Here is a 24,147-nt window from a genome sequence, read left to right as displayed (position 1 = left end):
TGAGGGCGTGGCGGGCGAGAGCGCCCCGGGTTCAGAGCGTCTGGCCGGTCTTCGCCCAGTCTGCGGTGAAGGTGGCGACCCCGGCGTCGGTCAGCGGGTGCTTGGCCAGCAGCTTCATCACCGAGGGCGGCATCGTCGCCACATCCGCGCCGATCTTGGCCGCGTCCTTGATGTGGTTCATGGTGCGGATCGACGCGGCCAGGATCTCGGTCTCGTAGCCGTAATTGTCGTAGATCTGGCGGATGTCGGCGATCAGCTCGAGCCCGTCGAGCCCGATGTCGTCCAGGCGGCCGATGAAGGGGCTGATGAAGGTCGCGCCGGCCTTGGCCGCCAGCAGCGCCTGGGCGGCGGAGAAGCACAGGGTGACATTGACCATGTGCCCGTCATCGGACAGAGCCTTGCAGGCGCGCAGCCCATCCCAGGTGAGAGGCACCTTGACCGCGATGTTGTCGGCGATCTTCACCAGCTTCTTGCCCTGGGAAATCATCTCGGCGAAGTCCGTCGCGGTGACCTCGGCGCTGACCGGACCGTCGACGATGTCGCAGATCTCCTTGGTCACTTCGATGATGTCACGGCCGGATTTGGCGATCAGCGACGGGTTGGTGGTGACGCCGTCCACGAGCCCGGTGGCGGCGAGCTCGCGGATGTCGGCCGTGTCGGCGGTATCGACGAAGAATTTCATGCTTTTGCGTCCGATCCCTGAAGGGTTTTTCGCGAGGAGGGGCGGCGCACGCCTGGCAGCGTTGGGGCGCCCGGCCCGGATCGAGCGCGACCTTAGCCCAAGGCGGGCGCCTTCGCCATGGCGCCCGCGCGAAGCGGCGTCGGTCGGACGGGGCGGCGTTGCATGACGGACTCAGGTCTCTTCGGCTGGGCGGACGATGGCGCGGGGGTCGAGCCCGGGCCCGACGGCCGCTATCCGCCCGGCGCGCCGGTGGCGGTGCTGGCCCCGGTGCCGCTCGACCGGACGCTGGATTATCTCGCGCCCTCCGGCGGTTGCGGGCCGGGCGACTGGCTGGAGATCATGGTGGGGCCCCGCGCCATGCTGGGCATCTGCTGGGGGCCGGGCTCGGGCGACTATCCGGTTGAAAAGCTGCGCCCCGCCCTGCGCCGGCTCGATCTGCCGCCGCTGGGCGCGCCGACCCGCGCGTTCCTGCAGAAGGCCGCCGACTACACGCTGACCGAGTTCGGCATGATGGGCCGCCTCGCCTCCCGCGCCCCTGGCCTGCGCACGCCCCCGGGCATGCGCCGGGTCTACCGGCGCGGCGATGGCGCGCCCGCGAAAATGACCCCCGCCCGCGCCCGGGTGCTCGACGTGCTCGACGCCCATGGCGGGCTCCCCTTCGCCCCGATGGAGCTGGCGCGCGAGGCGGGGGTCACCTCCTCCGTCCTCAAGGGGCTCGAAACCTGCGGCGCGATCGTGGCGGAGGCTGAGGCCCGCGACGCCCCCTATGCGCGCCTCGACCCCGAAACCCCCGGCCCCGATCTGTCGGAAGGGCAGGAGGCGGCCGCCGCCGCGCTCCGCGCCTCCGTCGCCTCCGGGGCCTATTCCACCACCCTGCTGCGCGGCGTCACCGGCTCCGGCAAGACCGAGGTCTACCTCGAGGCGGTGGCCGAATGCCTGCGGCAGGGGCGCCAGGCGCTGGTGCTGCTGCCCGAGATCGCGCTGACCGCCGCCTTCCTCGCCCGGTTCCAGGTCCGCTTCGGCGCGACTCCCTCCGAATGGCACTCGGCGGTGACGGAGGGCGAGCGGCGGCGCTGCTGGCGGGCCGCGGCCTCCGGCGAGGCGCAGGTGGTCGTCGGCGCCCGCTCGGCCCTGTTCCTGCCCTTCGCCGATCTCGGGCTGATCATCGTCGATGAGGAGCATGACGGCGCCTACAAGCAGGAGGACGGCGCGCTCTACCATGCCCGCGACATGGGGGTGCTCCGCGCCAGCCTGAACGGGGCGACGGTGGTGCTGGCTTCGGCCACGCCCTCGCTGGAGACCTGGGCCAATGCCGAGGCCGGCAAATACGCCCGCCTCGACCTGCCCGAGCGCTTCGGCGTCGCGGTCCTGCCCACCATCCGCACCATCGACATGCGCGAGCATGCGCCCGCCACCGGCCACTGGATCTCCGACCCGCTGGCGGCTGCGGTGGATCTGCGGCTGGCGCGCGGCGAGCAGGCGCTGCTGTTCCTGAACCGCCGCGGCTACGCGCCCCTGACCCTCTGCCGGGCCTGCGGGGAGCCGGTGAGCTGCCCGCATTGCGACGCCTGGCTTGTGGAGCACCGCTGGCGGGACCGCCTGATCTGCCACCAATGCGGATTTGACGCGCCGGTGCCCAAGGAATGCCCGTCCTGCAAGGTCGAGGGAAAGCTGGCCCTGATCGGTCCCGGGGTGGAGCGGCTGGCGGAGGAGGCGGCGGCGCGTTTCCCCAAGGCCCGCATCGCCATCCTCAGCTCCGACATGATGGAGAGCGCGGCGGCCCTGAAGGCCCGCGTGGCGGCGGTGGCGGCGGGGGAGGCGGATCTGGTGATCGGCACCCAGCTGGTCGCCAAGGGCCACAATTTCCCGCTGCTGACATTGGTGGGGGTGGTGGACGCCGACCTCGGCCTGCGGGGCGGCGATCTGCGGGCCGGCGAGCGGACGTTTCAGCTGATGCGCCAGGTGTCGGGGCGTGCGGGCCGCGCGGACCTGCCGGGCGAGGCGTTGCTGCAGACCTACGCGCCCGAGCATCCGGCGATCGAGGCCATCGTCTCGGGCGAGGAGGAGACTTTTTTGCGCGAGGAGGCGGCGCGGCGCCGCGACGCCGGCGCGCCGCCCTACGGGCGCTATGCGGCGGCGATCATCTCGGGGCCGGACGAGGGCCGGGTCTGGCGCACGGCCGAGGCGCTGGCCCGCGAGGCGGCGCTGCTGAATGCGGCGGGGGCCGAGCTGCTGGGCCCGGCGCCCTCGCCGATCTACCGGATCCGCGGGAAGTTCCGCGTGCGGCTGCTGGCCAAGGCGCCCCGAGGGCCCGCTCTGCAACCGGCCCTGCGCGCCTGGCGCGCCTCGGTCCGTCCCGAGGCCGGGGTGATGGTCCGCATCGACATGGATCCGCAGAGCTTTTTGTAGCCGCCCCGCCTCGCCCCGGCGCGCCGTCCCCGCGCGCGTGTCGCGCGCCCGCGGCTGCGCCGCGAAGATGATCTGCGATCATCGGGACGGCTTGGCGCCCGGTTGCGCCGTCGCATCGCAACCGAGCGGCGGCGCGGGTCGGAACGTCCGCGGCCAGGCCTCTCGGGTTTCGCCCTCGACCCCGGTTCAGCGCCGCGCCGGCGGACGGCCGCCACGCTCGCGCGGGTCGGGGCGCGGCTCCCGTCCCCAGGGCGCGGAGCGCTGCGCGAGGACCAGGGCGCAAACGAAAGAGGCCGCCCGAAGGCGGCCCCGTGGGTCTCGTCCGATGCGGCCCAAAGGCCGGAAAAATCAGTGCAGCTTGGCGCCGACCGTCTTGATGCCGGCGTCGATCAGACCGGCCTGCTTCTCGGCGGTCATCGACTTGGCGATGGCCTCGCCCGCCGCTTCGGTCGCCACCTTGATCGCCTCGTCGCGCACCGCGCGCACCGCGCCGTCCTCGGCCGCCTGGATCTGCTCCTCGGCGCCGCGCAGGCGACGCTGGATCGCCAGCTCCAGATCCCGGTGCGCCTGCTCCGCGGCCTCTTCGGCCTCGGTCCGGGCATGGGCCACGATCTCGGCGACCTGGGCCTCTGCCTCTTTCTGCTTGCGCTCGTAGGAGGCGAGCAGGGTCTGCGCCTCCTCTCGCAGGCGGCGGGCCTCGTCCAGCTCGGACTTGATCCGCACCGCGCGCTTGTCGAGCGACGCGGCGATCTTCTTGTGCGCGCCCGCGTACCAGAGCACGCCGAGGAAGACGATGAAGGCGATGCCGACGACGAAGTTGGAATTCTCGAGCATGGATCAGTTCCCCGTGCGGGCGGCGACGGCGGCGTCCACCGCGGCGGCGTCGGCCACGCCCGGCGCCACGGCGTCGGCCAGGGCATGGGCGGTGGAGAGCGCCACTTCGCGGACCGCGACCGTGGCTTCGGCGCGGATCTCGGCGATGCGCGTTTCGGACTCGGCCGTCTTGGCGGCGATCTGGGCGTCGGCCTTGGCGATGGCCGCGTCGATGTCCTTCTGGATCTCGGCGCGGGTGGCGTCGCCGATCCGCTGGGCTTCGGCGCGGGCCTCGGCGAGCGCGGCCTGGTAGGCCTTCTCGGCGTCCTCGGCCCGGCGCTTGAACTCCGCGGCCCGGTCGAGATCATCCTCGATCGCGTCATGCCGCTCTTCGATCACGCCGCCGATGCGCGGCAGCACGATCTTGGAGAACAGCATGTAGAGCACGACGATCGCCACCACGAACCAGAAGATCTGGCTGGGGAAGGTGCTGAAGTCGACCTGCGGCAGGCCGGCGGACCCGTGGTCCCCGCCATGCTCGACGCCCTCGACGATATGAACTTCCTCGGCGGCCTGGGCGGCGCTGATGAACAGACCCATCGGTCTCTCCTGGGCTCAGGCGCCGCGCGCGTCGCGCAAGGGCGCGGGATGCGGCGCGGAGCGGAAACTGGCGCCGCGCGGCCGGAGGGTCCGGCCGCGCGGTGGTTTTCTGGCGGCGCGGCTCGCCCCCGGGACCAGGGTCCCGGCCGGCGGCGCGCCGATCCCGATCAGACCGCGAACAGCAGGAGCAGCGCGACGAGGAACGAGAAGATGCCGAGGGCCTCGGCGAAGGCCATGCCGACGAAGAGCATCGCCTGCTGCTCGGCGGCCGCGGCCGGGTTGCGCAGGGCGCCAGCGAGATAGTTGCTGGCCACCATGCCGACGCCGATGCCGGCGCCGCCGAGGCCGATGGTGGCGAGGCCCGCGCCGATGTACTGGCCCATGTTCGCGATATCGCCTTCCATAGTCCTAAGCTCCTTCGTGGTCTGGAAGTCGTTGAGACCGGGGACGAAAGGCCGCCCGGCCGGTCGTGGAGGAGGCGCCCCGCCTCAGTGCATGTGCAGGGCGTCGTTCAGGTAGACGCAGGTCAGGATCGTGAAGATGTAGGCCTGCACGAAGGCCACCAGCAGCTCCAGCGCGAAGATGCCGGTCATGGCCCCGATGGGGATGATGCCGAAGATGCCCATCGCCGGCACGAAGGCCGCGAACACCTTGAGCACCGCGTGGCCGGCCATCATGTTGCCCGCAAGACGGACGGAATGGCTGAGCGGCCGCACGAAATAGGAGGTGAGCTCGATCGCGAACAGAATCACGCGCAGCACCACGGTCGGCGCGGCGGGGATCCAGAACAGGGTGATGAACTTCGGCCCGTTCTTGACGAAGCCGAGCACGGTGACGGTGGTGAACACCATCAGCGCCAGCACCCCGGTGATCGCGATATGCGAGGTCACGGTGAACGAGGCCGGGATCAGACCCGACACGTTCGAGACCAGGATGAAGACGAACAGCGTGAAGAGGTAAGGGAAGAACTTCAGCCCCTCCTCGCCCAGCACGTCCACCGCCATCTTGCGGATGAAGATGTAGAGGCTTTCGGCCACCGACTGCATCCGGCCCGGCACGATCGTCGCGTTGCGGGTCGGCAGGGCGAGCAGCGCGAACGCGATCAGCACCCCGATGGCCAGCCACAGCGTCTGGTTGGTGACCGTGAACAGGCCCATCCCCTCGTCGCCGAACAGCGGACGAATGACGAACTGGTCCATCGGATGAGCTTGAATACCGCCCGAGCTTGTTTCGCCTGCCACCGTCAGCGTCCCTCGTCCTCTGGCGCCGCGGCGCCGTCGTTCACGTCGGATCCGGCGGCGCCCTGCGGCGCGCCGGCCTTGTTTCGGCGCTGCATGTCCTTGGCGGACTGCAGCATGACCCTGACCCCGGCCGCGAAGCCGAGAAGGACGAACGCGAGCAGGAAGAGGGGTTTCGTCCCGAACAAGCTGTCCAGGCCCCATCCTATCGCGAACCCCACCGCAACGCCTGCGGTCAGGTCGATGACCATGCGCCACGCGAACTCGGCGCCCTGCCACTTTCCCCCGCCTGCACGTCGAGGCCGCGTCTCGGCCGTTCGCCGGGAGCGGATCGCCTGCAGTCGGGCGTCGATGTCAGCCAGATCGGACCGGTTCGGGTCGCCGGGACCGGCGGCGTCGTCGTCGGACGTGCCGGTCATCCCAGTTGCACCCCTCCGCGGCCCATCCCGCCTGTTGCGCGGCCCCTTGGCCGGTCGCAGCGGACACTAGAAAGGGGGTCACAAGCTGTCAAGCTAGGTTGGTATCAGATGAATAGGGGTCATGCCATTGAAAGTGTTGAAAAATCCGCCTTGTGCGACGGGACGGCGCAGCGTCCCGAGGGTCGGTCCGGAGTCGCGCCGGCCGACGGAGGCGGATTCGAGCCCGATCCGGGGCTTGCGCGGTCGCATCCCGGCCCTCCGCCGGGCCCTCGCGAAATCGTCGCGATCGCGCGCGTCAGGCGCCCCGGCGCGCCGCCGAGCGCGGCGCGGACCGCGCCTCGGGCTTCGATGATCGGCAGGCGCATGGCGGTCTCCCTCGCGACGTCGTTTCCGTCACGACGCGGGGCGGGGATTCCGTCGCGGATCGCGGCGAAAAAGCGTTCGAGGCGATCAGTGGGGCGATCACGCCTGCGTCCGCCGCAGCTCCCTCGGCAGCTCCCGCGCGATCACCCGCCCCGCGATCAGCCAGGACAGCACGACCCCGAGCACCACCGAACTGACGATGGTCCACCACACCCCCTCGACGCCCAGCTCGAGCTTCACCACGAACAGCCACCCGAAGCCGAGCTGGCAGAGCGACTGCCGGAACACCCCCACCGCCACCGGCCAGAACGGTTTCCGCAGGCCCTGCAGCAGCGCGGTCGCGGCGAACATCGCGAAGACGGCGGGCATGGTGAAGCGGGCGAAGGCGAAATAGCGCACGCCCTGGGCGATGACCGCGGGGTCGTCGGCGAACAGCCCCACCGCCCATTCCCCCACCAGCGTCAGCGCCACCCCGGCCAGCGCCATCATGCCGAGCCCGATCAGCAGGCCCAGCTTCACCGTCTCGCGCACCCGGTCGTAGCGCTTCGCCCCATGATTGCGCGCCACCAGCGGCAGCAGCGCGCCCGAGAGGCCGAGCGCCGGCAGCAGCAGGATCTGCTCGATCCTCAGCGCCGCGCCATAGCCCGCCAGCGCCGCGCCGCCGAAGCGCTGCAGCCAGTGCAGCACCATGAACATGCCGACGGTCGCCACCAGCATGTTGAGGCTGGCGGGGAAGGCCTGGCGGGCGATCTCTCCGATCACCCGCGCATCCGGCCGGAACGCCCGCCACGGGATCGGGCGCAACAGGCCCGAGCGCAGCGCCCGGCGCAGCATCCAGGCGCAGACCCCGGCCTGGGCGAGCACGGTGGCGACCCCGATCCCGGTCACCCCCCAGCCGAAGCCCCAGACGAACAGCGGATCGAGCAGCAGGTTCGCACCCGCCGCCCCCATCTGCGCGCGCTGGAAAGACTTCGCGTCGCCCTGCGTCGCCAGCGCCCCGTAGGCCGCGTAGGCCAGCACGAAGAACAACGCCCCGCCGACCACGGTCAGCAGATAGTCGCGGGCCGCCTCCCTCGGCCCTCCGGTCGCGCCCATCAGGTCCAGCAGCTCCGGCGCCAGCACGAAGCCGCCCCCGGTCAGAACCAACGAGATCAGAATTCCGAAACTCATCCCCTGGGCGGCGAAGGCGGCGGCGCGGTCGCGCTCCCCCGCCCCCATCGCCGCGCCGGCCAGCGCATTGACCCCGGCGCCGATTCCAAAACCCATGGACAGGATCAGGAAGAACACCGCCGTCGCCATCGAGAGGCCTGCCAGCGCGTCCGGTCCGATGCGCCCGGCATACCAGGCGTCGGTGACGCTCTGCAGGGTGTGGAACAGCATCGCCAGCGCCGCCGGCAGGGCGAGCGCCACGATATGGCCGAGCACCGGCCCCTCGGTCAGATCCCGCTCGTTGGACGCCTCGGAGGTCGGGGTCGGCGGCAGCGGCGCGCGGGCCGAGGGGTGGCCGGGAAGCTCCGGCGTGGGCTTGGAGGGGGCGTTCATCACGGGCTCGTCGGCTGCGGGCGGGGAGGGCGGAGGCCAACGACGCGGCGCAGCGACTCAGGCGGCGGGTTCAGGCCGGACATGGTTGCCGGGATCGCCTCCGGCGCCTAGATGGAGCGACCGCGCGGCCGCGTGGCATTCGCGCCGAGGGCGCACAGGCGGCGCGGAGGCGGCGCGCCCGGAGGCCGATACCTCCGGGATCGTGCTGAAAATGACGTAAACAGGTTGTTGAAGAGCTGCGGGGCAATCTGCTCCGCGGCGTCCGAACGCGTCGGCGACGGAGATGGCGGAACGGTGGCGGGACGGGGCGGGACGGCTATGACCATGAGCAAGGACCGGCTGGCGGCTTCGGCCAGCGTCGCGGCGGTGGCCGTGGCGCTGAGCCTCGCCGCGCTGAAATTCTGGGCGATGCAGGCGACCGGCTCGCTGACCGTCGCCGCCAGTCTCGCCGACAGCGCCATCGACGCGGTGGCCTCGATGACCGGGCTCGCCGCCATCCTCTACGCCTCCAAGCCCGCCGATGACGACCACGCCTTCGGCCATGGCTCGGCCGAGGATCTGGCCGCGCTCGGTCAGGCGGCGCTGATCCTGCTCTCGGCCGGGGCCATCGCCTGGCGCGCCGCGGTGCGGCTGTCGGACCCGGCGCCGGTCAGCCTGGAGGCCGAGGGCCTCGGCATCGCCATCATGACCGTCTCGGTGGTCCTGACCGTCGCGCTGGTGGCCTGGCAGCGGCACGTGGCGCGGGTCACCGGCAGCCGGGTGGTGGCGGCGGATGCGCTGCACTACCTGTCGGACCTGCTGCCCAACGCCGGCGCGATCGCGGCGCTGGTCGCCTCGCAATGGTTCGCGCTGCCCTGGGTGGATTCGGTGCTGGGCCTCGCCGCGGCCGCGATCCTAGCGCGCGGCGCGATCATCATCTCCCGCGGGGCCTGGGACGCGCTGATGGACCGCGGGGCGGATGCGAAGACCCTCGCCCGCCTGCACGACATCGCCGGCCAGCATCCCGGCCTGCAAGGCTACCATGACCTCAAGACCCGCACCGCCGGTCGCCGCCTGTTCGTGCAGATCCATGTGGAGGTCGACGGCGCCCTGACCTTGAAGGAGGCGCACGACATCGGCGCGGGCCTCCGCCACAAGATGCTCGACGCCTTCCCCGACGCCGAGGTGATCGTGCACAAGGATCCGGCCTGAGCCTGCCGTCGCGGCCGGCTGGCGCGAGCCCTGGCGGTGGTGTCTGATGCCCGCAAACGGGAGGATCAGACATGCCGTTCGCGCCCCGCGCCGATCTCGCCACCCATGAGGTGACCAACCAGCCCCCCGCCCCGGCGGGGCTCGACCTATGGACCCCCGACGCCGCCCTGCGCGCTGCGGCGGCACGTGACGCGCCGGGGGATCTCGCGGCTCTGGAACGCTTCGCGGCGGCGATCGGGTCCGCTCAGGCGATGGAGGACGCCGACGCCGCCCGCCGTTCGAAGCCCGAATTGATTCTCTTCGACCGCGGCGGGCGGCGGCTGGACGAGGTCCGCTTCCACCCCGGCTACCATGCGATGATGACCCGCGGGGCGGAGGGGGGCTATGCCGCCCGCGCCTGGGAGGGTGCTCCCGGCGGCCACGCCGCCCATGCGCTGATGGTCTACATGCTGTCGCAGGTCGAACCCGGCGTCTGCTGCCCGCTGACCATGACCTACGCCGCGGTCCCGGCGCTCGCCGCCGCCGCCCCCGACCTCGCCGCCGCCTGGGTCCCGAAAGCGCGGGCGCGGGCCTATGACGGGCGCGTCGCCCCCGCCTCGGCCAAGACGGCGGTCACCCTCGGCATGGCGATGACCGAGAAGCAGGGCGGCTCCGACGTCCGCGCCAACGCCACCACCGCCGAGAAGGTGGAGGGCGGCTACCGGCTGACCGGCCACAAGTGGTTCTGCTCCGCGCCGATGTCCGACGCCTTCCTGACGCTCGCCTACCTGAATGGCGGCCTGACCTGTTTCCTCGTTCCCCGCTGGCTGGAGGACGGGACCCGCAACCCCATCCAGCTGCAGCGGCTCAAGGACAAGCTGGGCAACCACGCCAACGCCTCGGCCGAAATCGAGTATCACGGCGCGCTCGCCCAGCTGGTCGGGGAGCCCGGCCGCGGCGTCCCCGCCATCATCGAGATGGTCCACCACACCCGCCTCGACGCGGCCACCGCCCCCGTGGGCTTCATGCGCCGCGCGCTGGAGGAGGCGGCGCACTGGACCCGGAACCGCTCCGCCTTCCAGCGCCGGCTCGCGGATCAGCCGCTGATGCAGGCGGTGCTGGGCGATCTGGCGCTGGACTGGCTGGGGTCGCTGGCGCTGGTCGCCCGCGCCGCACGGGCGTTCGACGGGGCGGGGGAGGAGACCCGCGCGCTCGCCCGCCTCATCGTCGCGGTCGCGAAATACTGGACCAACAAGCGGGCGCCGGCGGTGGTGGTCGAGGCGATGGAGTGCCTCGGCGGCGCGGGCTATGTGGAGGAATCCCCGCTGCCGATGCTCTACCGCGAAGCGCCGCTGAACGGGATCTGGGAGGGGTCGGGCAACGTCATCTGCCTCGACGTCCTGCGCACGCTGGCCCGCGAGCCCCGCGCGGCGGAGGCTTTGGCCGCCGATCTCGCCGCCGCCCGCGGGGCCGACCGGCGCTTCGATGTCGCGCTGGACGCCGCGATGAGCGGGCTCGCCCGTCCGGAGGAGGCGCAGGCCCGCGCCCTGGTCGAACGGCTGGCTTTGCTGATCCAGGCGGCGGAGCTGATGCGGACCGGCCCGCAACTCGCGGCGGACGCCTTCCTCGCCACCCGTCTGGCGGGGGACTGGGGACGCACGCCGGGGACCTTGCCGCGGGGAACCGACGCCGCGGGGCTCGCGGCGATGATCTGAAGCGCCCCGAGTCCGCCCCATTTCCGCGTCTCGCATGAAGGCGATTTCCCGTGCCAAGCCCCTGCGTAGAAAGGTTTTTTCTGGCAGCCTACCCCTTGCCTCAATCATGGCGATTCCGGACCCATTTGGAGGAAGGCATGGACGATCCGCCGACGGAGCTTAGTTGGTTTGACGACACGAAGCGGACACCCGGTCTTCCAAGTCCGCGCTTCCAAAGAGCGCGACGCCGGACCCGCCTAGAGATGCAGGAGACGCACCCATGAAGCGCCTTATCGCCACCACCGCCCTGGCCCTGATCGTCGCCGCGCCGGTTTACGCCGCCGGAACGAACACCGAGACCAAGACCGACACCATGACGCCGGCCGCCTCCGCGCAGAACTCCGAGTCGACGCTGGAGCGCAAGACCGACGCCGCCGGCAACGCCGTCGGCGACGCCGCCGACAAGACGGGCGCGGCGATGTCCGCCGCCGGCAGCCGGATGGAAGCCCGATTCAACGACATGACCACCGAGGAAGGCTGGGTCGACGTCAATGCCGAAACGGTGACCGCCGAGCAGCTTGAAGGCGTCGATGTCTACGACACCAACAACGACGACATCGGCGACGTGGCCGACCTCGTGCTCGAGGAGGACGGCAAGACCGTGAAGGGCGCGATTGTCGACGTGGGCGGCTTCCTGGGCATGGGCGAACATCGCGTGATGATCCCGATGGACGAGCTGAAGATCATGTCCCAGGCCGACGACTCGGACGACTTCCGCGTCTATATCGGCGCCACGCGCGAAGAGCTCGAGGCGATGCCCGAATACGAGATCTGAGCCGGCCCGCGGCCGAGGCCGCGATCCAGCGCTCAAAAGGAGGGGCCGCCCGTCGGGCGGCCCTTTCGCATGTCGGCCTCCCCGCCCTTTGCCCGAGCGGACCTCGCCGGAGGCGACCGATCCACCTGCGCGGCCTGGCGGACCTCGATGCCGCCCCCCGGGGATCCATCCTGCGCTCGACATCGGGGCGCACGCGCCCATCATTCGCGTTGAACGATGACTTCGACCTGCGGCGGATCGCGGAAAATCCGCCGCAATGTCGAAGCATGGTCCCCCCTCGGCCGCGGCGCGGCCGAACCCGAAACAGCCCGCCGCGTCGCGGGCCACAAGAGGATTTCGCATATGGAAGGTGTTGGTTGGCTGTCGTTCCTGGTGATCGGCCTGATCGCCGGATGGCTGGCGGAGAAGATCATGCGCCGGGACCACGGCCTGATCACCAACCTGGTGGTCGGCGTCATCGGCGCCTATCTGGGCGCGTTCCTGTTCCAGTTCTTCGGGCTTGCCACGGCGGGCTTCTGGGGCGCGCTGATCACCGCGACCGTCGGGGCCATCGCGCTGCTGGCGCTGGTCGGCCTGATCCGCGGGCGGAGCTGAGCGCCGCACGCCTTCGTTCCCGGCCGGGAACGCGCATGAAAAACGGGGCCGCGCGATCCGCGCGGCCCCGTTCGTGTTTCGACCCATGAGGCCGGCTGAGATGGTCTCGCTTTCCCAGCCCCCCGAGGGGGGCCGGGAGGCGGATCACATCATGCCGCCCATGCCGCCCATGCCGCCCATGTCGGGCATGCCGCCGCCGGCGCCCTTGGGCTCCGGACGATCGGCGACCATCGCCTCGGTGGTGATGAGCAGGCCGGAGACCGACGCCGCATCCTCGAGCGCGGTGCGCACGACCTTCGCGGGGTCGATCACGCCGAACTTGAACATGTCGCCATATTCTTCGGTCTGGGCGTTGAAGCCGAAGGCGCGGTCCGAGGACTCCATCACCTTGCCGGCGACGACGGCGCCGTCGAGGCCCGCGTTCTGGGCGATCTGACGGATCGGAGCCTGCAGGGCGCGGCGAACGATGCCGATGCCGGCGTTCTGATCGGAGTTGTCGCCGGTCAGACCGTCAAGCGCCTTGGAGGCCCAGAGCAGCGCCACGCCGCCGCCGGGGACGACGCCTTCCTGAACCGCGGCGCGGGTCGCGTTGAGCGCGTCGTCGACGCGGTCCTTGCGCTCCTTCACCTCGATCTCGGTGGCGCCGCCGACGCGGATCACGGCAACGCCGCCCGCCAGCTTCGCGAGACGCTCCTGGAGCTTCTCCTTGTCGTAGTCCGAGGTGGTCTCCTCGATCTGCTGACGGATCTGCAGAACGCGGGCCTCGATCTCGGTCTTCTCGCCATGGCCGTCGACGATGGTCGTCTCGTCCTTGGTGATCCGGATCTTCTTGGCGGTGCCGAGCATGTCGATGCCGACGGACTCGAGCTTCATGCCGAGATCATCGGACACAACCTGGCCGCCGGTCAGGATCGCGATGTCCTGCAGCATGGCCTTGCGGCGGTCGCCGAAGCCGGGGGCCTTGACGGCGGCGATCTTCAGGCCGCCGCGCAGCTTGTTGACGACGAGCGTGGCCAGGGCCTCGCCCTCGACGTCCTCGGCGATGATCAGCAGGGGCTTGCCCGACTGGATCACGGTCTCGAGCAGGGGAACCATCGGCTGCAGCGACGACAGCTTCTTCTCGTGCAGCAGGACGTAGCAGTCCTCCAGCTCGGCGATCATCTTGTCGGCGTTGGTGATGAAGTAGGGCGAGAGGTAGCCGCGGTCGAACTGCATGCCCTCGACGACTTCGGTCTCGGTGTCGAGGCCCTTGTTCTCCTCGACGGTGATGACGCCCTCGTTGCCGACCTTCTGCATCGCGTCGGCGATCTGCCGGCCGATCTCGGTCTCGCCGTTGGCGGAGATGGCGCCGACCTGGGCGACTTCATCGGTGTCGTTCACCGGGCGGGAGGCGGCCTTGATCGCCTCGACGGCCTTGGCGACGGCCTTGTCGATGCCGCGCTTCAGATCCATCGGGTTCATGCCGGCGGCGACCGACTTCATGCCTTCCTTGACGATGGCCTGGGCCAGCACCGTCGCGGTGGTGGTGCCGTCGCCGGCCTCGTCATTGGTGCGCGAAGCGACTTCGCGGACCATCTGGGCGCCCATGTTCTCGAACTTGTCCTCGAGCTCGATCTCCTTGGCGACGGTGACGCCGTCCTTGGTGATGCGCGGGGCGCCGAAGGACTTGTCGATGACCACGTTGCGGCCCTTCGGCCCCAGGGTCACCTTCACGGCGTCGGCGAGAATGTTCACGCCCTTGAGCATGCGGTCACGGGCGTCGGTGCTGAAGCGAACGTCTTTGGCAGCCATGTGTCAGGCTCCTATTTTATTCGGTTGCGGGACTGGGAATCGACGACGATCAGCTCAGGCCAGCAGGCCGAGGATGTCGGATTCCTTCATGATCAGCAGGTCCTTGCCGTCGAGCTTGACCTCGGTGCCGGACCACTTGCCGAACAGGATGCGGTCGCCGGCCTTCACCGACATGGCGATCAGCTCGCCGGAATCCTTGCGGGCGCCTTCGCCGACGGCGATCACTTCGCCCTCGGAGGGCTTCTCCTTGGCGGAATCGGGGATGATCAGACCGCCCTTGGTCTTCTCTTCGCCTTCGATGCGGCGCACCAGCACTCGGTCGTGAAGCGGGGTGAAGTTCATGTCGTGGCTCCTTGTTTTGCGGCTTCCACGGTTAATCTCGCGTCCGGTCTCCGTCGCAGACGGACCGGAGATCCGGCTGTTAGCACTCGATGCATGAGAGTGCTGACGGCTGCGGAGGTAAGCGTGCAGGTGGATTCTGTCAAGCGTTCCGTGCAAGGCCGCCTTGCATTCGGCGCCGCAGCGGAACCGGCCCGGAGGGGCGGGGTCCCCTCGCTCAGATAAGGTCGGAGACCCGTCGGCGAAAGGGGGTCAGGCGAGCGCGCCGGCCACCAGGCTCAGGCCCGCGACCCCGGTCAGCGGCAGGCGCAGCCCCGGCCACCAGGCCGGGGCGCCGCCGGCGCGGGTCAGCGACACGTCGGCTGCGAACAGCGCCACGAGGCCGAGCGCGAGGATCCACAGCGCCTCCTCATTGCCGATGACCAGCGCGGCGAAAGCCAGAAGCGCGGGGGTGACGGAGACGCCCAGCGGCCACCAGGTCGCGCCCTCGCCCATGCCCGCCGACGCGAAGCCCCAGCGGCAGCCGCCCATGAAGCCGAGGATCGTCGCGCCGTAGGCCGCCAGCGAATATTGCGCGCGCAGCGCCATGTCGACCGGCGCCGCATGGGCCAGCACCGCCAGGCCGACGAAGGGGATCAGCCCGGCGAAACCCAGCGCGACCGCGGGGCGGGGCGCCGCCGACAGGCCGAAAAGGGGGGGGCGAGGGCTGGTCATGGCGCGGGTTCTCCGGCTTGGGGTCCGGCTCGGGGGGCCGGAGGGGGCATGGGGCCCGGCCGCGCGGCCGGGAAAAAGACGTTCGCTTCCCTCCAATTGACCCGGACCGCGCCCGCGCGCAACCGTGACGAGCGCGCAGGGGCGCCGCCATGATTCTCGCGACGGGCGCCGCGTCGCCCTGTCCGTTGCCACCGCCGCCCGGCCTTGGCAGGACCAACCGGCCTCGCCTTGATGTCCCACCCCCGACGCCGAGCCCGCGCCCGACAGGGCCGCGCGGCGGAGAACGGAGCTCCCGATGACCCAGATCCTCGAATCGCTGGCCGAGCTCGACGGCCGCTACGACGTCCTGTTCTGCGACCTGTGGGGCTGCGTGCATGACGGCCGCCAGGTCTACCCCGCGGCCATCGAGGCCCTGCGCGCCTTCCGCGGCCAGGGCGGCGTCGTGGTGCTGATGACCAACGCGCCTCGTCCCAGCGACTCCGTCGCCCGCCACCTGGAGCGGCTCGGCGCACCTGAGGACAGTTTCGACGCCATCGTCTCCTCCGGCGACAGCGCGCTGCTTTCGGTCAACGCCGGCGACTGGGGGCGGCGCGTCTATCATATCGGCGCAGAGAAGGACGAAGCCTTCTTCGACGCCGCCCAGGTCGAGCGCGTGTCGCTGGCCGAGGCCGACAGCGTCATCGTCACCGGCCTGGTGGACGACTCGGTCGAGACCCCGGACGACTACGCCGACGATCTCGCCGCCGCGCGCGCCCGCGGGCTGCGCCTGCTGTCGGCCAATCCCGACATCCATGTCGACGTGGGCGAGCGTCGGCTGTGGTGCGCCGGCGGGCTCGCGCTCGCCTATGAGGCGCTGGGCGGCGAGACCGCGAGCTACGGCAAGCCGCATCCGCCGATCTACGCGCTGGGCCGCAAGCTCGCGGCGGCGGCGGCCGGGCGGGCGATCGACGATTCGCGAATCCTCTGCGTGGGCGACGGGGTGGGCACCGATATCGCGGGCGCCGCGGCGCAGGGGCTCGACGCGCTCTTCGTCAGCGGCGGTCTCGCGGCTGCCGCATGCGGCGAAGACCCGGAGCATCCCGACCCCCTTCGGTTGCAGGCGTTTCTCGACGCGCACCATGCTGCGCCGCAATATTCGATTGGTCGCTTGAGATAGGTGTTCATAATCAATATATTAACAAGGGTTCACTTGGTTGCGGCGCAGCAAGGGAGTAGGATCTTCGGTACACGTCAGTAGTAGCGTAATCTGTGTACCGGAGATCGACATGTCCTATCTGCCCAAGCTCGCCGCCGCGCTTGCGATCGCCCTCGGACCCGTGATGGTTCACGCCGCCGAGCTCCCCCAGGACGCAAGATCGAGCGACGCCACGTCGAATCCGCAAACCGCCCTGCGCGGGGTCGGCATGTCGCAGACCCTCGAAGCCCTGCCCGGCACCGCGATCCCCGCGGTGCTGGCCGGGACCGGGGGCGCCGCGCTCTTCGCCGGCGTGGCGCTGGGCGTGAGTTCGACCACCACCACCTCGACCACCGGCACCAACTGATCGGGAGGCGACGGCGGAGCCGGCGGCCCGGTCCCCGCGACGCCACGTTCCGCCTCGCCATGCCGTGAAACCGCGCCTCGCGGCCATGCCGCCGCGGGGCTGCGCGTCATGCGCGGCGCCCGCCCCAAAGGGCCGCGCCATCCAGGATGCCGCCTCGCCGGGCCCCGGTCTCGGCGATTTCGCCAGCGCCTCCCCGGGGGTGCGACGCCATTTCTGCGTCGCGCCCTCCAAGCCTTGTTGCCATGCGGCGCGATTCTTAGTAACTTTCCGTTAGTGGATGTTTGGAGGGTGCTATGAAATTCGTGATGACGACGCTTGCCGCTCTGGGCCTGATGGCTGGCCCGGCGTTCTCGCAGACCGTGACCCTGCCGCCGAATACCGCCGATGCGGCGTCCGGCACGGCGGCCAGCGCGACCGAAGACCCGAACGCGCTGGCCGCCGTGCCCGTGCTCGGCATTCCCGCCGGCGTTCTCGCGCTCGGCGGCGTTGTCGTGGTCGGCGCCGCCGTGGCTGTTGCCGCGTCGAACTCGTCCAGCGGAACCAACTGACAAGGCGGCGATCCTCAGGATCGCGACTTGCCGGAGTTGGTCGGGGGATCCTCCGGCTGAAGATCCAGGAGAACGGCGGCGCTTCATGCGCCGCCGTTTTTCGTTTCGGACCGGCTTTCGGACCGGCCTGGATGCGTGGGGCTGAGGGGCGGCGGGACGGGGCGCGCGTCGCGTGCTGAACGACGCGCCCCGAAGGACGCGCCCGGCCGCATCGTCGCCTTCGCCGAAAGAACTCAGCGGGCGAAGCCGACCAGGACCTTGATGTCCAGCCCGCCACGCTCGGGCGAGATGAACTGTCGGGACTTCCAGACGTAGCCCGACGCCTCGTCCACCCAGTAGCGGTTGATCATCGACCGCTGGGGGGAGCGGCAGATCTCCTCGACCTGGATCAGGTCGTAGGCGATCTCGAAGATCTCGACGTTCTCCGGCCCGATCCGGCGCAGCGCACATTCGAAGGTCCGGCTGAACAGGCCGCCCAGCGCGTCGTGATAGCGGTAGATCCGGGTGACCTGCGCCGGCCATTCGTGCAGCGGGCGTTGGGTGATCAGCGGATCGGCGTCGCGATCCGACTTGTAGCCGGCGAGGTCCACGCCCAGCCCGTGGGTGGAGGCGAGGGCCATGCCGTCGAAGGTCAGGCTCTGCCGGGTCGGGGTCACATAGGTCACCCGCGGCCCGTTCCGCGCCAGCGCCACGAAGAACGCTTCGGGCGACCCGTCGATCGACGCGGTGACCATCGCCGCGCTCACGCCGGCGATCTGTTCGCGGGTCATGGTCGGAGGCGGGCCGGTCTCGGCGTCGTCGGAGAACAGGCCGGACACCTGGTTGGAGAGCAGGCCGCCGACCTGGCTCAGCACCGCCGCCCCGGCGTCGCCGCCTGCGCCGCCGCTGCAGCCCGCGAGCCCGGCGCAGACCAGCGCCGCCAGCGCCGCGGACCGAAGGCAAGGAGAGATCCCGGTCATCGCCAGAAATTCCCCCAGTCTTTGTGCAGGTCGGTGCGGTCGGCCTCGCGCACGATGGGATAGAGCCGGTTGAAGATCTCCAGCCGCGCGCCGCCGTCGCGGGTCAGCGGACGGATGGTGATCGGCACCCGTTCTCGCGTTTCGAACGGCAGGCCCCAGCGCAGCGGGATGGTCAGGAACAGGCCCTTGTCGAAGCTGCCCTCGCCGTAGTCGTCGAAGGGCACGTCGGTCAGGGTGAAGAAGCCGCCGACCTCCCAGCCGTTGGAGAAGCGGCGCGACAGGCTGAAGGTGGCGCCGTAGTCGCCGGCGAGATAGCGGCCGGCGTCCAGCTGGAATTCCAGGTCATGCCAGTTGGTGTCCCAGTAGAACGAGCCGTGCCCGGTGATGACGTCGTAATCCTGGAAGCCGCTCAACATGTCGAAGTCGCGCTGGCGGGCGTAGTTCAGCTCCACCCCCAGGCCCCAGTCGCGGTCCACCGATTTCCACAGAAGCTCGCCCGAGACGCCGCCGAACATCCGCTCCAGCATGCCGGCGGAGACGCGGCCGTAGACGTCGGGGGCGACCTTGAACAGGTAGTCGGCGGTCAGCCGCTCCACCCCCGGATCGCCTTCCTTCAGGTAGAAGCGGTAGTCGGAGCGCACGCGCGGCAGCACCGAGTCCGAGGGCCGGTCGATGTCGTCGAACGCCCCGAACAGCGACTTGATCACGGTGCCGGAGACCGAGGCCCCCCGCGCCAGCTCCAGCCGCGCGCCGAGGCGCAGGCTGGGATCGGCGCGCAAAGGCTGATCGGGGTCGAACAGGCTGACCGGCAGGGCCGGGGTCAGGAACCAGGAATAGCGCGGATAGCCGGTGAACTCGGGCAACGGGGAGCCGGGGCGGGGGGGCGTGTCGCGGATCTCCGCCCCCAGCCAGCTGTCGCGCTCCTCGTCCGCGGTCTCGGCCACCGCCTCCAGCCTGGCGCGGCGCAGGATCACGGTGACCACGGGCAGGGTTTGCTCGACCAGCGTGATCTCCAGATCCTCGACCGAATGCGGCAGGGCGTTGGCCAGCGTCACCGCCGCGCGGCCGATGGCCTGGGGCGGGGCGTTGTAGGTCGGGTTGGCGATCTCGAGCCGAACGCGCTGCGGCTCCAGCGAGAACGACACCAGGTCGATGCCGTCGGCGCGCAAGGCGGCGCGGACCTTGTCGCGCGTCGCCTCGTGCACGGACGGATCGGCGAACCAGCCGGTGTCGTAGCCGCCGCGGCGCAGGCGCCTGGTCTCGACATAGCGCTGCCCCTCGGGGCGCAGCACCACCGAGCAGATCGGCGCGCCGGCCGCGTCGCGGAAGGTGACCCCGTCGACCACGCCCAGCTGCGCGTCGATGTCGAAGGCCGACGCCTCCGGGCAGGTTCCGTCGGCGACGGCGCCCGGCGGCAGTTGCGCGATGGCCCAGCGCGCGCCTTCGGTGGCCGCTTCCAGCTCCAGCCTCGCCAGCGACAGATCGGTGCCGGGGGCCGGCGCCGGGCCGATCCGCTCCACCACCGGGCCGAGGCCGGGGGGCGGGCCGGCTTCGGCAGGCGGCCGCGGCCGCAGCGGCATCGGGCCCGCGCCGAGATCCTGGGGGGCGATGTCGCGCCCGGGATTGACCGAGACCGTCGCCCGCACCCCGAAGGTGGTCCCGTACATGGCGTAGGCGCCGAGCGAGATCAGGTCGGTGGCCTGCCAGTCGATGCCGAAGTTGAACGGGATCTCCTGGTCGAAATCGCTGAAGTTGGAGTCTCGGCGATAGTCGAAGGGCGAATATTCGGCCTTGATCGCCAGCCCGTCCACGAAGCTCGGCCGCCATTCCAGGCCGCCGAACAGACCCATGTCCGGGCCGCGGAAGAACTGGCCGAAGCGCACCGTGCCGGTGCGCAGCCCGACCGTGTCGCGGTCGTCGAAACCGTCGCTGACATAGGTGAACGGGTTGCGCAGGTTGCCGGTCCCCGCGAGCCGGCCCCAGCCGATGCCGCCGGTCAGCGTCAGGTCCGGGCGGACCTGCTTGGACGCGACGACGTATTCGCCGGAATAAATGCCGGTGCCGAGAAAGTCCTGCAGCCCGATGGCGATGGCGGGGAAATTCCGGGTCTCGTCCGACAGCAGGATCTTGATGTCGAAGGACCGGTCGAAGAGGTCGAGATCGGGCGAGAAGAACTGGTCGAGCACCGAGTAGCGGAATGCGCCCTCGATCCGCGGCAGAAGCTGAAAGTTGAGCGTGTTGCGCAGGAAGCCGCCGAAATAGCCGGTGGTGAAGCTGAGCTGGCCGTCCGGCTGCACCCGCGCGGTCGGGGTGTCGATCAGGCCGGTCATGCCGAACAGGTTCATGGTCTCGGCGCGCGGCGGCTGCGGCTCCTGCGCCGCGGCGGGGCTGACGAGCATCGGCGTGGCCACGGGCAAGGCCGCCGCGCAGGCCGAAGCCAGCGCACCGCGGATCACCCGGCTGCGGCTTCTGGAGCCGGCCCCTACCCTCATCCTCACGCCGCCTCTTGTTCAGACTTGTTCAAGGTTTCCAGAGCTTTCTTGGCATGCGCCGGCGTCTCTGTCGACGTCGCGACGTGGGCTGCGGCCACATGGCCGGGCCTCCTGTCGCTATCGCACCACATTTCGCGCGCGCGAAATCACCGCGCGCAGGGCGTCGCGCAGCCGGCCGCGGCGGGTGCGGGAATAGGTCCGCTCGCCGTCGAGCCAGTCCAGCGCCCGTTCCGGCGGGGCGGGCAGGCCGGTGCGCGGGTCGACGTAGCGGGGGTAGAGGATCAGCGCCGCGGCGATCAGTTCGTCGAGGGTCAGGCGGCGCGCGCGATGGAAAGGCGTCGGGCTCGCGGCCTCGGTCAGGCCCCAGCCGTGGTAGAAGGGGCGGCCGTGGCAGGCGACGGCCTTGCCGCGCAGAAGCGCCTCGAACCCCATCAGCGAGGTCATCGTCTCCACCCCGTCGGCCCAGTCGAGACAGGCTTCGGCCGAGACGTCCACTGCCACCGCGTCGGCGCAGGCGAGCGTTCCCGCGTCCACCGCGCCGGGGCGCAGGCCGGTCAGCACGTCGGGATGGGGTTTGTAAAGGAGGAAGGCGTCGGGGTTGCGCGCCCGGGCCGCGCGCAGCAGGTCGGCGTTGACCGACACGTCGGGAGAGCCGAAGCGCAGCGAGGCGTCGCCCTCCACCTGCCCCGGCACCAGCAGCTTGAAACGGTCCCCGGCCTCGGGCGGCTTCGCGCCGCGATGCAGGTTGTATTTGGTGATGCGCAGCGCCACCAGCCGGGCGCGCAGGGCGCGGGCGCGGGCGAGCAGCGCCGGATCGAACTCCGCCTCCACCGCCAGCCGCTCGAAATCCGTGGGGCGGGTCGCGTCGAAATAAAGCGCCTCGCGGTCGATGGCGAGCGAGGCCGGCGGGGCGTGGCGCAGGCCGAGCCCGACCGAGCGGACGAAGCCGTCCTCCATATGCACCAGCTCGAAGGCGTCGCCGACTTCCGCGCGCGCCGCGTCCTGCACCCCCCAGACCGCGATCCGCCCGCCCTCGATCCGGGCGAGCGCGAGGGCGCCTTCCAGCCGGGCGCGATGCTGGGCGGGCCCGGCGGGACCGGCGAGGAACGGGGCGACGTTGCGGCGTTTCCAGCCCGAGAGCCCGGCGGTGATCGCGCGCCGGTCGTTGCGCTGGGCGGCCTCGCGCAGGAAGGCGAGCGCGGCCAGTCCCTCTTCGGCCGACACCGGCGACCCGGTCCAGGGATCGACATAGCGCAGCCGGCGCGCCCAGGGCAGCGGGTCCACCGGCGCGCCTGAGGCATCGAGCCCGCGCAAGCCCACCAGCGCCGCGCGCCAGGGCAGGGGGCCGGCGCCGGCGATCACCAGCTCCAGCGCCGCGGGATCCACCTGGGTGATGCGCGGCGCGGTGACGATCCCGCGCGCGCGGGCGGCGGTCCAGCCGGGGGTGCCCGGCTCGGCCAGGGCGAGCCCGCCGTCATGGGCGCCGGGCGCCATCCCCGCCTCCGTCTCCAGCAGGTCGAGCAGCAGCTCGGATTCGGTCAGCCGCCGGCCGCGCAGGTCCACCAGCGCCCGCGGCGTGGGCGCGCCGGCGGCGATGGCGGACCACCAGGTGCCGTCGCGGCGCAGCGTGGCGACCAGCGCGGCGAGCACGGTCTGGTCGCAAGCCGCCTGCGCCCCCCAACCCACCGCCACCGGCGGCTGGCCGGGCAAAGCCGGGGGCAGCAGCCACGGCAACGCCATGCCGGGCGCCGGCGTCCGGTCCCAGTGCACCGGCCGCGGCCGCGCGCCCACCGGACCCCGGAGGGCCCGCAGCGCGCGCTTGAGCCCGTGCCGGTCGGCATCTTTGGGGATCATCGGCCTCGTCATCCTCCGCGCGACCGGGGCGATGTCTCGCCCGCCCCTTCATCGCGCCTTCCGCTTGATCGTCGCGCGCGGATCCGCCTAGACCGCCGTGCCGAAGGGCAGCTTGCGGCCGCGCACCGTGTCCAGCGCCTCGGCCACGATCTCCACCGCCCGGTCGATCTGGGCGTCCTCGTGATCCGAGGTCAGGAAGAAGCGCAGCCGCGCCTGCTTTTCCGGCACCGCTGGGAAGGTGATCGGCAGCGCGTTAAGCCCGGCCTTGTAGCACAGGTCCGACAGCATCGCCGCCCGGGCGCTGTCGCCCACGATCACCGGCAGGATGGCCGAGCCCTTGGCCTCGCCCACATCGAGCCCCGCCGCCTGCGCGCGGGCCAGCAGCCGGCGGCCGTTCGCCTGAAGCTTGGTCACGCGCCAGGTCTCGGATTCGAGCACCTCCAGCGCGGTCAGGGACGCGGCGGCCAGCGGCGCCGCCATCCCCACCGAAAACACGAAGCCCGCGGCGTTGGCTTTCAGCAGCTCCACCAGCGCCGCGGATCCGCAGACATAGCCGCCGCAGCCCGCGAAGGTCTTCGAGAGCGTGCCCATCCAGATCTCGACCGAGGACGGATCGACACCCTGCGCCTCCCAGATCCCGCGGCCGGTCTCGCCCAGCACGCCGACTGAATGCGCCTCGTCCATCATCAGCCAGGCGTCGTGACGGGCCTTGATCTCCACCAGCCGGGCGAGATCGGGCCAGTCGCCGTCCATGGAATAGAGCCCCTCGGCCACGATCAGCGCACGCTCGTAGCGGCCCCGGTTGCGGTCCAGAAAATCCTCCACCCAGTCGAAATCATTGTGCGGGTAGGTGACACGGGCGGCGCCCGACAGGCGCGCGCCCTCGACGATGGAGTTGTGGATGTAGCTGTCGGTCAGCACCACGTCCTTGGGCCCCAGCAGCGTGCCGATCACCGCCATGTTGGTGGCGTGGCCCGAGACGAGCGTGATGCAGTCCTCGGTCCCGTAGAACCGCGCGAGCCCCGCCTCCAGCTTGCCATGCAGGTCGCGCTCGCCGGCCACCACGCGGGAGGCGGAGACCGAGATGCCGTATTTGTCGATGGCGTCCTTGGCGGCCTGGCGCACGGCCGGATGCCCGTTGAGGCCGAGATAGTTGTAGGAGCTGAAATTCAGCAGTTCGCGCCCCTCGATCACGCAGGTGGAGCCGGCATAGCCCGACTGCTCCCGGAAATAGGGCACCTCGATCTCCAGCATCTCGGCGGCCGAGTGCTGCAGGCGGATCTGCTTGTGCCCCGAAAGCTGGGAGAAATCGAACGCCGGCGGCGCCGGGCGCGGGGCGCCGGTGCGGGCCGTGGGGCGTTCGGACGGCGTGCGACGAGACCGCTTCTCGCGCAGCTCCTCCAGCAATGCCGATCGCTTCGCGGCGCCGAAGCGCCCTTCGCCGTTCCTGCCGGGCATGGTCCCGGGCTCCTTCCGTCAGGCTGGCGCGCCGACCCCATCGGGGCCGACGCCGTGGAGCCGGCGCCGCATGGGCGCCGGTCGAGGCCGGG

22 protein-coding genes are annotated in these 24,147 nt (G+C 71.0%); 8 read left to right on the top strand and 14 right to left on the bottom strand.

Features of this window, described 5'->3' with window-relative positions; translation table 11 throughout:
* Nucleotides 1-31: 31 nt before the first annotated feature.
* The gene (gene fsa / locus ACTB72_RS02355) at nucleotides 32-682 is read right to left on the bottom strand and encodes a fructose-6-phosphate aldolase (protein WP_463035373.1); all 651 of its coding nucleotides are present in this window, start codon (nucleotides 680-682) and stop codon (nucleotides 32-34) included.
* Between the two features lie 162 nt (nucleotides 683-844).
* Between fsa and ACTB72_RS02350 the strand changes: the two genes are divergently transcribed.
* On the top strand, nucleotides 845-3,091 hold the full coding sequence (locus ACTB72_RS02350) for a primosomal protein N' (RefSeq protein ID WP_463035372.1): 2,247 nt from the start codon (nucleotides 845-847) through the stop codon (nucleotides 3,089-3,091).
* A gap of 348 nt (nucleotides 3,092-3,439) precedes the next feature.
* On the opposite strand, the gene ACTB72_RS02345 is transcribed toward ACTB72_RS02350, so the two are convergent.
* The 6 genes from ACTB72_RS02345 to ACTB72_RS02320 all read right to left on the bottom strand — a co-directional run bounded on the left by ACTB72_RS02345 (nucleotide 3,440) and on the right by ACTB72_RS02320 (nucleotide 8,066).
* Nucleotides 3,440-3,925, bottom strand: a complete 486-nt coding sequence (locus ACTB72_RS02345; RefSeq protein WP_463035371.1) for a F0F1 ATP synthase subunit B family protein — start codon at nucleotides 3,923-3,925, stop codon at nucleotides 3,440-3,442.
* A gap of 3 nt (nucleotides 3,926-3,928) precedes the next feature.
* Nucleotides 3,929-4,504 carry a F0F1 ATP synthase subunit B' gene (locus ACTB72_RS02340; RefSeq protein ID WP_463035370.1) on the bottom strand — a complete coding sequence of 192 codons (576 nt, stop codon included), beginning with the start codon at nucleotides 4,502-4,504 and terminating at the stop codon, nucleotides 3,929-3,931.
* 167 nt (nucleotides 4,505-4,671) lie between these two features.
* Nucleotides 4,672-4,908 (bottom strand): F0F1 ATP synthase subunit C, encoded by a 237-nt coding sequence (locus tag ACTB72_RS02335; RefSeq protein ID WP_463035369.1) that lies wholly within the window; start codon nucleotides 4,906-4,908, stop codon nucleotides 4,672-4,674.
* 84 nt (nucleotides 4,909-4,992) lie between these two features.
* On the bottom strand, nucleotides 4,993-5,703 hold the full coding sequence (locus ACTB72_RS02330; RefSeq protein WP_463035368.1) for a F0F1 ATP synthase subunit A: 711 nt from the start codon (nucleotides 5,701-5,703) through the stop codon (nucleotides 4,993-4,995).
* Nucleotides 5,704-5,747: 44 nt separating this feature from the next.
* The gene (locus ACTB72_RS02325) at nucleotides 5,748-6,161 is read right to left on the bottom strand and encodes an AtpZ/AtpI family protein (RefSeq protein WP_463035367.1); all 414 of its coding nucleotides are present in this window, start codon (nucleotides 6,159-6,161) and stop codon (nucleotides 5,748-5,750) included.
* A 462-nt stretch (nucleotides 6,162-6,623) separates the two neighbouring features.
* Nucleotides 6,624-8,066 carry an MATE family efflux transporter gene (locus ACTB72_RS02320; protein WP_463035366.1) on the bottom strand — a complete coding sequence of 481 codons (1,443 nt, stop codon included), beginning with the start codon at nucleotides 8,064-8,066 and terminating at the stop codon, nucleotides 6,624-6,626.
* A 318-nt stretch (nucleotides 8,067-8,384) separates the two neighbouring features.
* Between ACTB72_RS02320 and ACTB72_RS02315 the strand changes: the two genes are divergently transcribed.
* The 4 genes from ACTB72_RS02315 to ACTB72_RS02300 all read left to right on the top strand — a co-directional run bounded on the left by ACTB72_RS02315 (nucleotide 8,385) and on the right by ACTB72_RS02300 (nucleotide 12,359).
* The gene (locus ACTB72_RS02315) at nucleotides 8,385-9,257 is read left to right on the top strand and encodes a cation diffusion facilitator family transporter (protein WP_463035365.1); all 873 of its coding nucleotides are present in this window, start codon (nucleotides 8,385-8,387) and stop codon (nucleotides 9,255-9,257) included.
* A 71-nt stretch (nucleotides 9,258-9,328) separates the two neighbouring features.
* On the top strand, nucleotides 9,329-10,951 hold the full coding sequence (locus ACTB72_RS02310; RefSeq protein WP_463035364.1) for an acyl-CoA dehydrogenase family protein: 1,623 nt from the start codon (nucleotides 9,329-9,331) through the stop codon (nucleotides 10,949-10,951).
* Nucleotides 10,952-11,210: 259 nt separating this feature from the next.
* A complete protein-coding gene (locus ACTB72_RS02305; protein WP_463035363.1) occupies nucleotides 11,211-11,765 on the top strand; it encodes a PRC-barrel domain-containing protein in 555 nt (184 codons plus the stop codon).
* Between the two features lie 342 nt (nucleotides 11,766-12,107).
* Nucleotides 12,108-12,359 (top strand): GlsB/YeaQ/YmgE family stress response membrane protein, encoded by a 252-nt coding sequence (locus ACTB72_RS02300; protein WP_463035362.1) that lies wholly within the window; start codon nucleotides 12,108-12,110, stop codon nucleotides 12,357-12,359.
* Nucleotides 12,360-12,503: 144 nt separating this feature from the next.
* Here ACTB72_RS02300 and groL read toward each other — a convergent pair whose 3' ends face one another.
* The 3 genes from groL to ACTB72_RS02285 all read right to left on the bottom strand — a co-directional run bounded on the left by groL (nucleotide 12,504) and on the right by ACTB72_RS02285 (nucleotide 15,203).
* Nucleotides 12,504-14,150 carry a chaperonin GroEL gene (groL, locus tag ACTB72_RS02295; protein ID WP_463035361.1) on the bottom strand — a complete coding sequence of 549 codons (1,647 nt, stop codon included), beginning with the start codon at nucleotides 14,148-14,150 and terminating at the stop codon, nucleotides 12,504-12,506.
* Nucleotides 14,151-14,204: 54 nt separating this feature from the next.
* Nucleotides 14,205-14,492 (bottom strand): co-chaperone GroES, encoded by a 288-nt coding sequence (locus ACTB72_RS02290; RefSeq protein ID WP_463035360.1) that lies wholly within the window; start codon nucleotides 14,490-14,492, stop codon nucleotides 14,205-14,207.
* A gap of 249 nt (nucleotides 14,493-14,741) precedes the next feature.
* A complete protein-coding gene (locus ACTB72_RS02285) occupies nucleotides 14,742-15,203 on the bottom strand; it encodes a DUF3429 domain-containing protein (RefSeq protein ID WP_463035359.1) in 462 nt (153 codons plus the stop codon).
* Nucleotides 15,204-15,498: 295 nt separating this feature from the next.
* On the opposite strand from ACTB72_RS02285, the gene ACTB72_RS02280 reads away from it, so the two are divergent.
* The 3 genes from ACTB72_RS02280 to ACTB72_RS02270 all read left to right on the top strand — a co-directional run bounded on the left by ACTB72_RS02280 (nucleotide 15,499) and on the right by ACTB72_RS02270 (nucleotide 17,292).
* Nucleotides 15,499-16,359 (top strand): TIGR01459 family HAD-type hydrolase, encoded by an 861-nt coding sequence (locus tag ACTB72_RS02280; protein ID WP_463035358.1) that lies wholly within the window; start codon nucleotides 15,499-15,501, stop codon nucleotides 16,357-16,359.
* A gap of 109 nt (nucleotides 16,360-16,468) precedes the next feature.
* Nucleotides 16,469-16,744, top strand: coding sequence for a hypothetical protein (locus ACTB72_RS02275; protein WP_463035357.1), 276 nt, complete (start codon nucleotides 16,469-16,471; stop codon nucleotides 16,742-16,744).
* 293 nt (nucleotides 16,745-17,037) lie between these two features.
* A complete protein-coding gene (locus ACTB72_RS02270; RefSeq protein WP_463035356.1) occupies nucleotides 17,038-17,292 on the top strand; it encodes a hypothetical protein in 255 nt (84 codons plus the stop codon).
* A 233-nt stretch (nucleotides 17,293-17,525) separates the two neighbouring features.
* On the opposite strand, the gene ACTB72_RS02265 is transcribed toward ACTB72_RS02270, so the two are convergent.
* The 4 genes from ACTB72_RS02265 to ACTB72_RS02250 form a co-directional block, all read right to left on the bottom strand.
* Entirely contained in the window at nucleotides 17,526-18,251 is a 726-nt protein-coding gene (locus ACTB72_RS02265) for a YjbF family lipoprotein (protein WP_463035355.1), read from the bottom strand.
* The gene (locus ACTB72_RS02260) at nucleotides 18,248-20,743 is read right to left on the bottom strand and encodes a YjbH domain-containing protein (protein ID WP_463035395.1); all 2,496 of its coding nucleotides are present in this window, start codon (nucleotides 20,741-20,743) and stop codon (nucleotides 18,248-18,250) included. Before ACTB72_RS02260 ends, ACTB72_RS02265 begins: the two co-directional genes overlap by 4 nt.
* Before the next feature lie 117 nt (nucleotides 20,744-20,860).
* Complete coding sequence (locus tag ACTB72_RS02255) at nucleotides 20,861-22,597, bottom strand: capsular polysaccharide export protein, LipB/KpsS family (protein WP_463035354.1); 1,737 nt, start codon at nucleotides 22,595-22,597, stop codon at nucleotides 20,861-20,863.
* An 87-nt stretch (nucleotides 22,598-22,684) separates the two neighbouring features.
* Nucleotides 22,685-24,055 carry an aminotransferase class I/II-fold pyridoxal phosphate-dependent enzyme gene (locus ACTB72_RS02250; protein WP_463035353.1) on the bottom strand — a complete coding sequence of 457 codons (1,371 nt, stop codon included), beginning with the start codon at nucleotides 24,053-24,055 and terminating at the stop codon, nucleotides 22,685-22,687.
* Nucleotides 24,056-24,147: the final 92 nt, after the last annotated feature.

The sequence above is a fragment of the Albimonas sp. genome (assembly GCF_055129145.1).
Note: the sequence above shows the minus strand (reverse complement) of the source record. Positions and strands in the feature narration are given on the sequence as shown.

Bases quoted from the DNA above. Each gene is read 5' to 3' on its own strand.
- fsa (WP_463035373.1), bottom strand. From the start codon at position 682: ATGAAATTCTTCGTCGATACCGCCGACACGGCCGACATCCGCGAGCTC.
- ACTB72_RS02350 (WP_463035372.1), top strand. From the start codon at position 845: ATGACGGACTCAGGTCTCTTCGGCTGGGCGGACGATGGCGCGGGGGTC.
- ACTB72_RS02345 (WP_463035371.1), bottom strand. From the start codon at position 3,925: ATGCTCGAGAATTCCAACTTCGTCGTCGGCATCGCCTTCATCGTCTTC.
- ACTB72_RS02340 (WP_463035370.1), bottom strand. From the start codon at position 4,504: ATGGGTCTGTTCATCAGCGCCGCCCAGGCCGCCGAGGAAGTTCATATC.
- ACTB72_RS02335 (WP_463035369.1), bottom strand. From the start codon at position 4,908: ATGGAAGGCGATATCGCGAACATGGGCCAGTACATCGGCGCGGGCCTC.
- ACTB72_RS02330 (WP_463035368.1), bottom strand. From the start codon at position 5,703: ATGGACCAGTTCGTCATTCGTCCGCTGTTCGGCGACGAGGGGATGGGC.
- ACTB72_RS02325 (WP_463035367.1), bottom strand. From the start codon at position 6,161: ATGACCGGCACGTCCGACGACGACGCCGCCGGTCCCGGCGACCCGAAC.
- ACTB72_RS02320 (WP_463035366.1), bottom strand. From the start codon at position 8,066: ATGAACGCCCCCTCCAAGCCCACGCCGGAGCTTCCCGGCCACCCCTCG.
- ACTB72_RS02315 (WP_463035365.1), top strand. From the start codon at position 8,385: ATGACCATGAGCAAGGACCGGCTGGCGGCTTCGGCCAGCGTCGCGGCG.
- ACTB72_RS02310 (WP_463035364.1), top strand. From the start codon at position 9,329: ATGCCGTTCGCGCCCCGCGCCGATCTCGCCACCCATGAGGTGACCAAC.
- ACTB72_RS02305 (WP_463035363.1), top strand. From the start codon at position 11,211: ATGAAGCGCCTTATCGCCACCACCGCCCTGGCCCTGATCGTCGCCGCG.
- ACTB72_RS02300 (WP_463035362.1), top strand. From the start codon at position 12,108: ATGGAAGGTGTTGGTTGGCTGTCGTTCCTGGTGATCGGCCTGATCGCC.
- groL (WP_463035361.1), bottom strand. From the start codon at position 14,150: ATGGCTGCCAAAGACGTTCGCTTCAGCACCGACGCCCGTGACCGCATG.
- ACTB72_RS02290 (WP_463035360.1), bottom strand. From the start codon at position 14,492: ATGAACTTCACCCCGCTTCACGACCGAGTGCTGGTGCGCCGCATCGAA.
- ACTB72_RS02285 (WP_463035359.1), bottom strand. From the start codon at position 15,203: ATGACCAGCCCTCGCCCCCCCCTTTTCGGCCTGTCGGCGGCGCCCCGC.
- ACTB72_RS02280 (WP_463035358.1), top strand. From the start codon at position 15,499: ATGACCCAGATCCTCGAATCGCTGGCCGAGCTCGACGGCCGCTACGAC.
- ACTB72_RS02275 (WP_463035357.1), top strand. From the start codon at position 16,469: ATGTCCTATCTGCCCAAGCTCGCCGCCGCGCTTGCGATCGCCCTCGGA.
- ACTB72_RS02270 (WP_463035356.1), top strand. From the start codon at position 17,038: ATGAAATTCGTGATGACGACGCTTGCCGCTCTGGGCCTGATGGCTGGC.
- ACTB72_RS02265 (WP_463035355.1), bottom strand. From the start codon at position 18,251: ATGACCGGGATCTCTCCTTGCCTTCGGTCCGCGGCGCTGGCGGCGCTG.
- ACTB72_RS02260 (WP_463035395.1), bottom strand. From the start codon at position 20,743: ATGAGGGTAGGGGCCGGCTCCAGAAGCCGCAGCCGGGTGATCCGCGGT.
- ACTB72_RS02255 (WP_463035354.1), bottom strand. From the start codon at position 22,597: ATGATCCCCAAAGATGCCGACCGGCACGGGCTCAAGCGCGCGCTGCGG.
- ACTB72_RS02250 (WP_463035353.1), bottom strand. From the start codon at position 24,055: ATGCCCGGCAGGAACGGCGAAGGGCGCTTCGGCGCCGCGAAGCGATCG.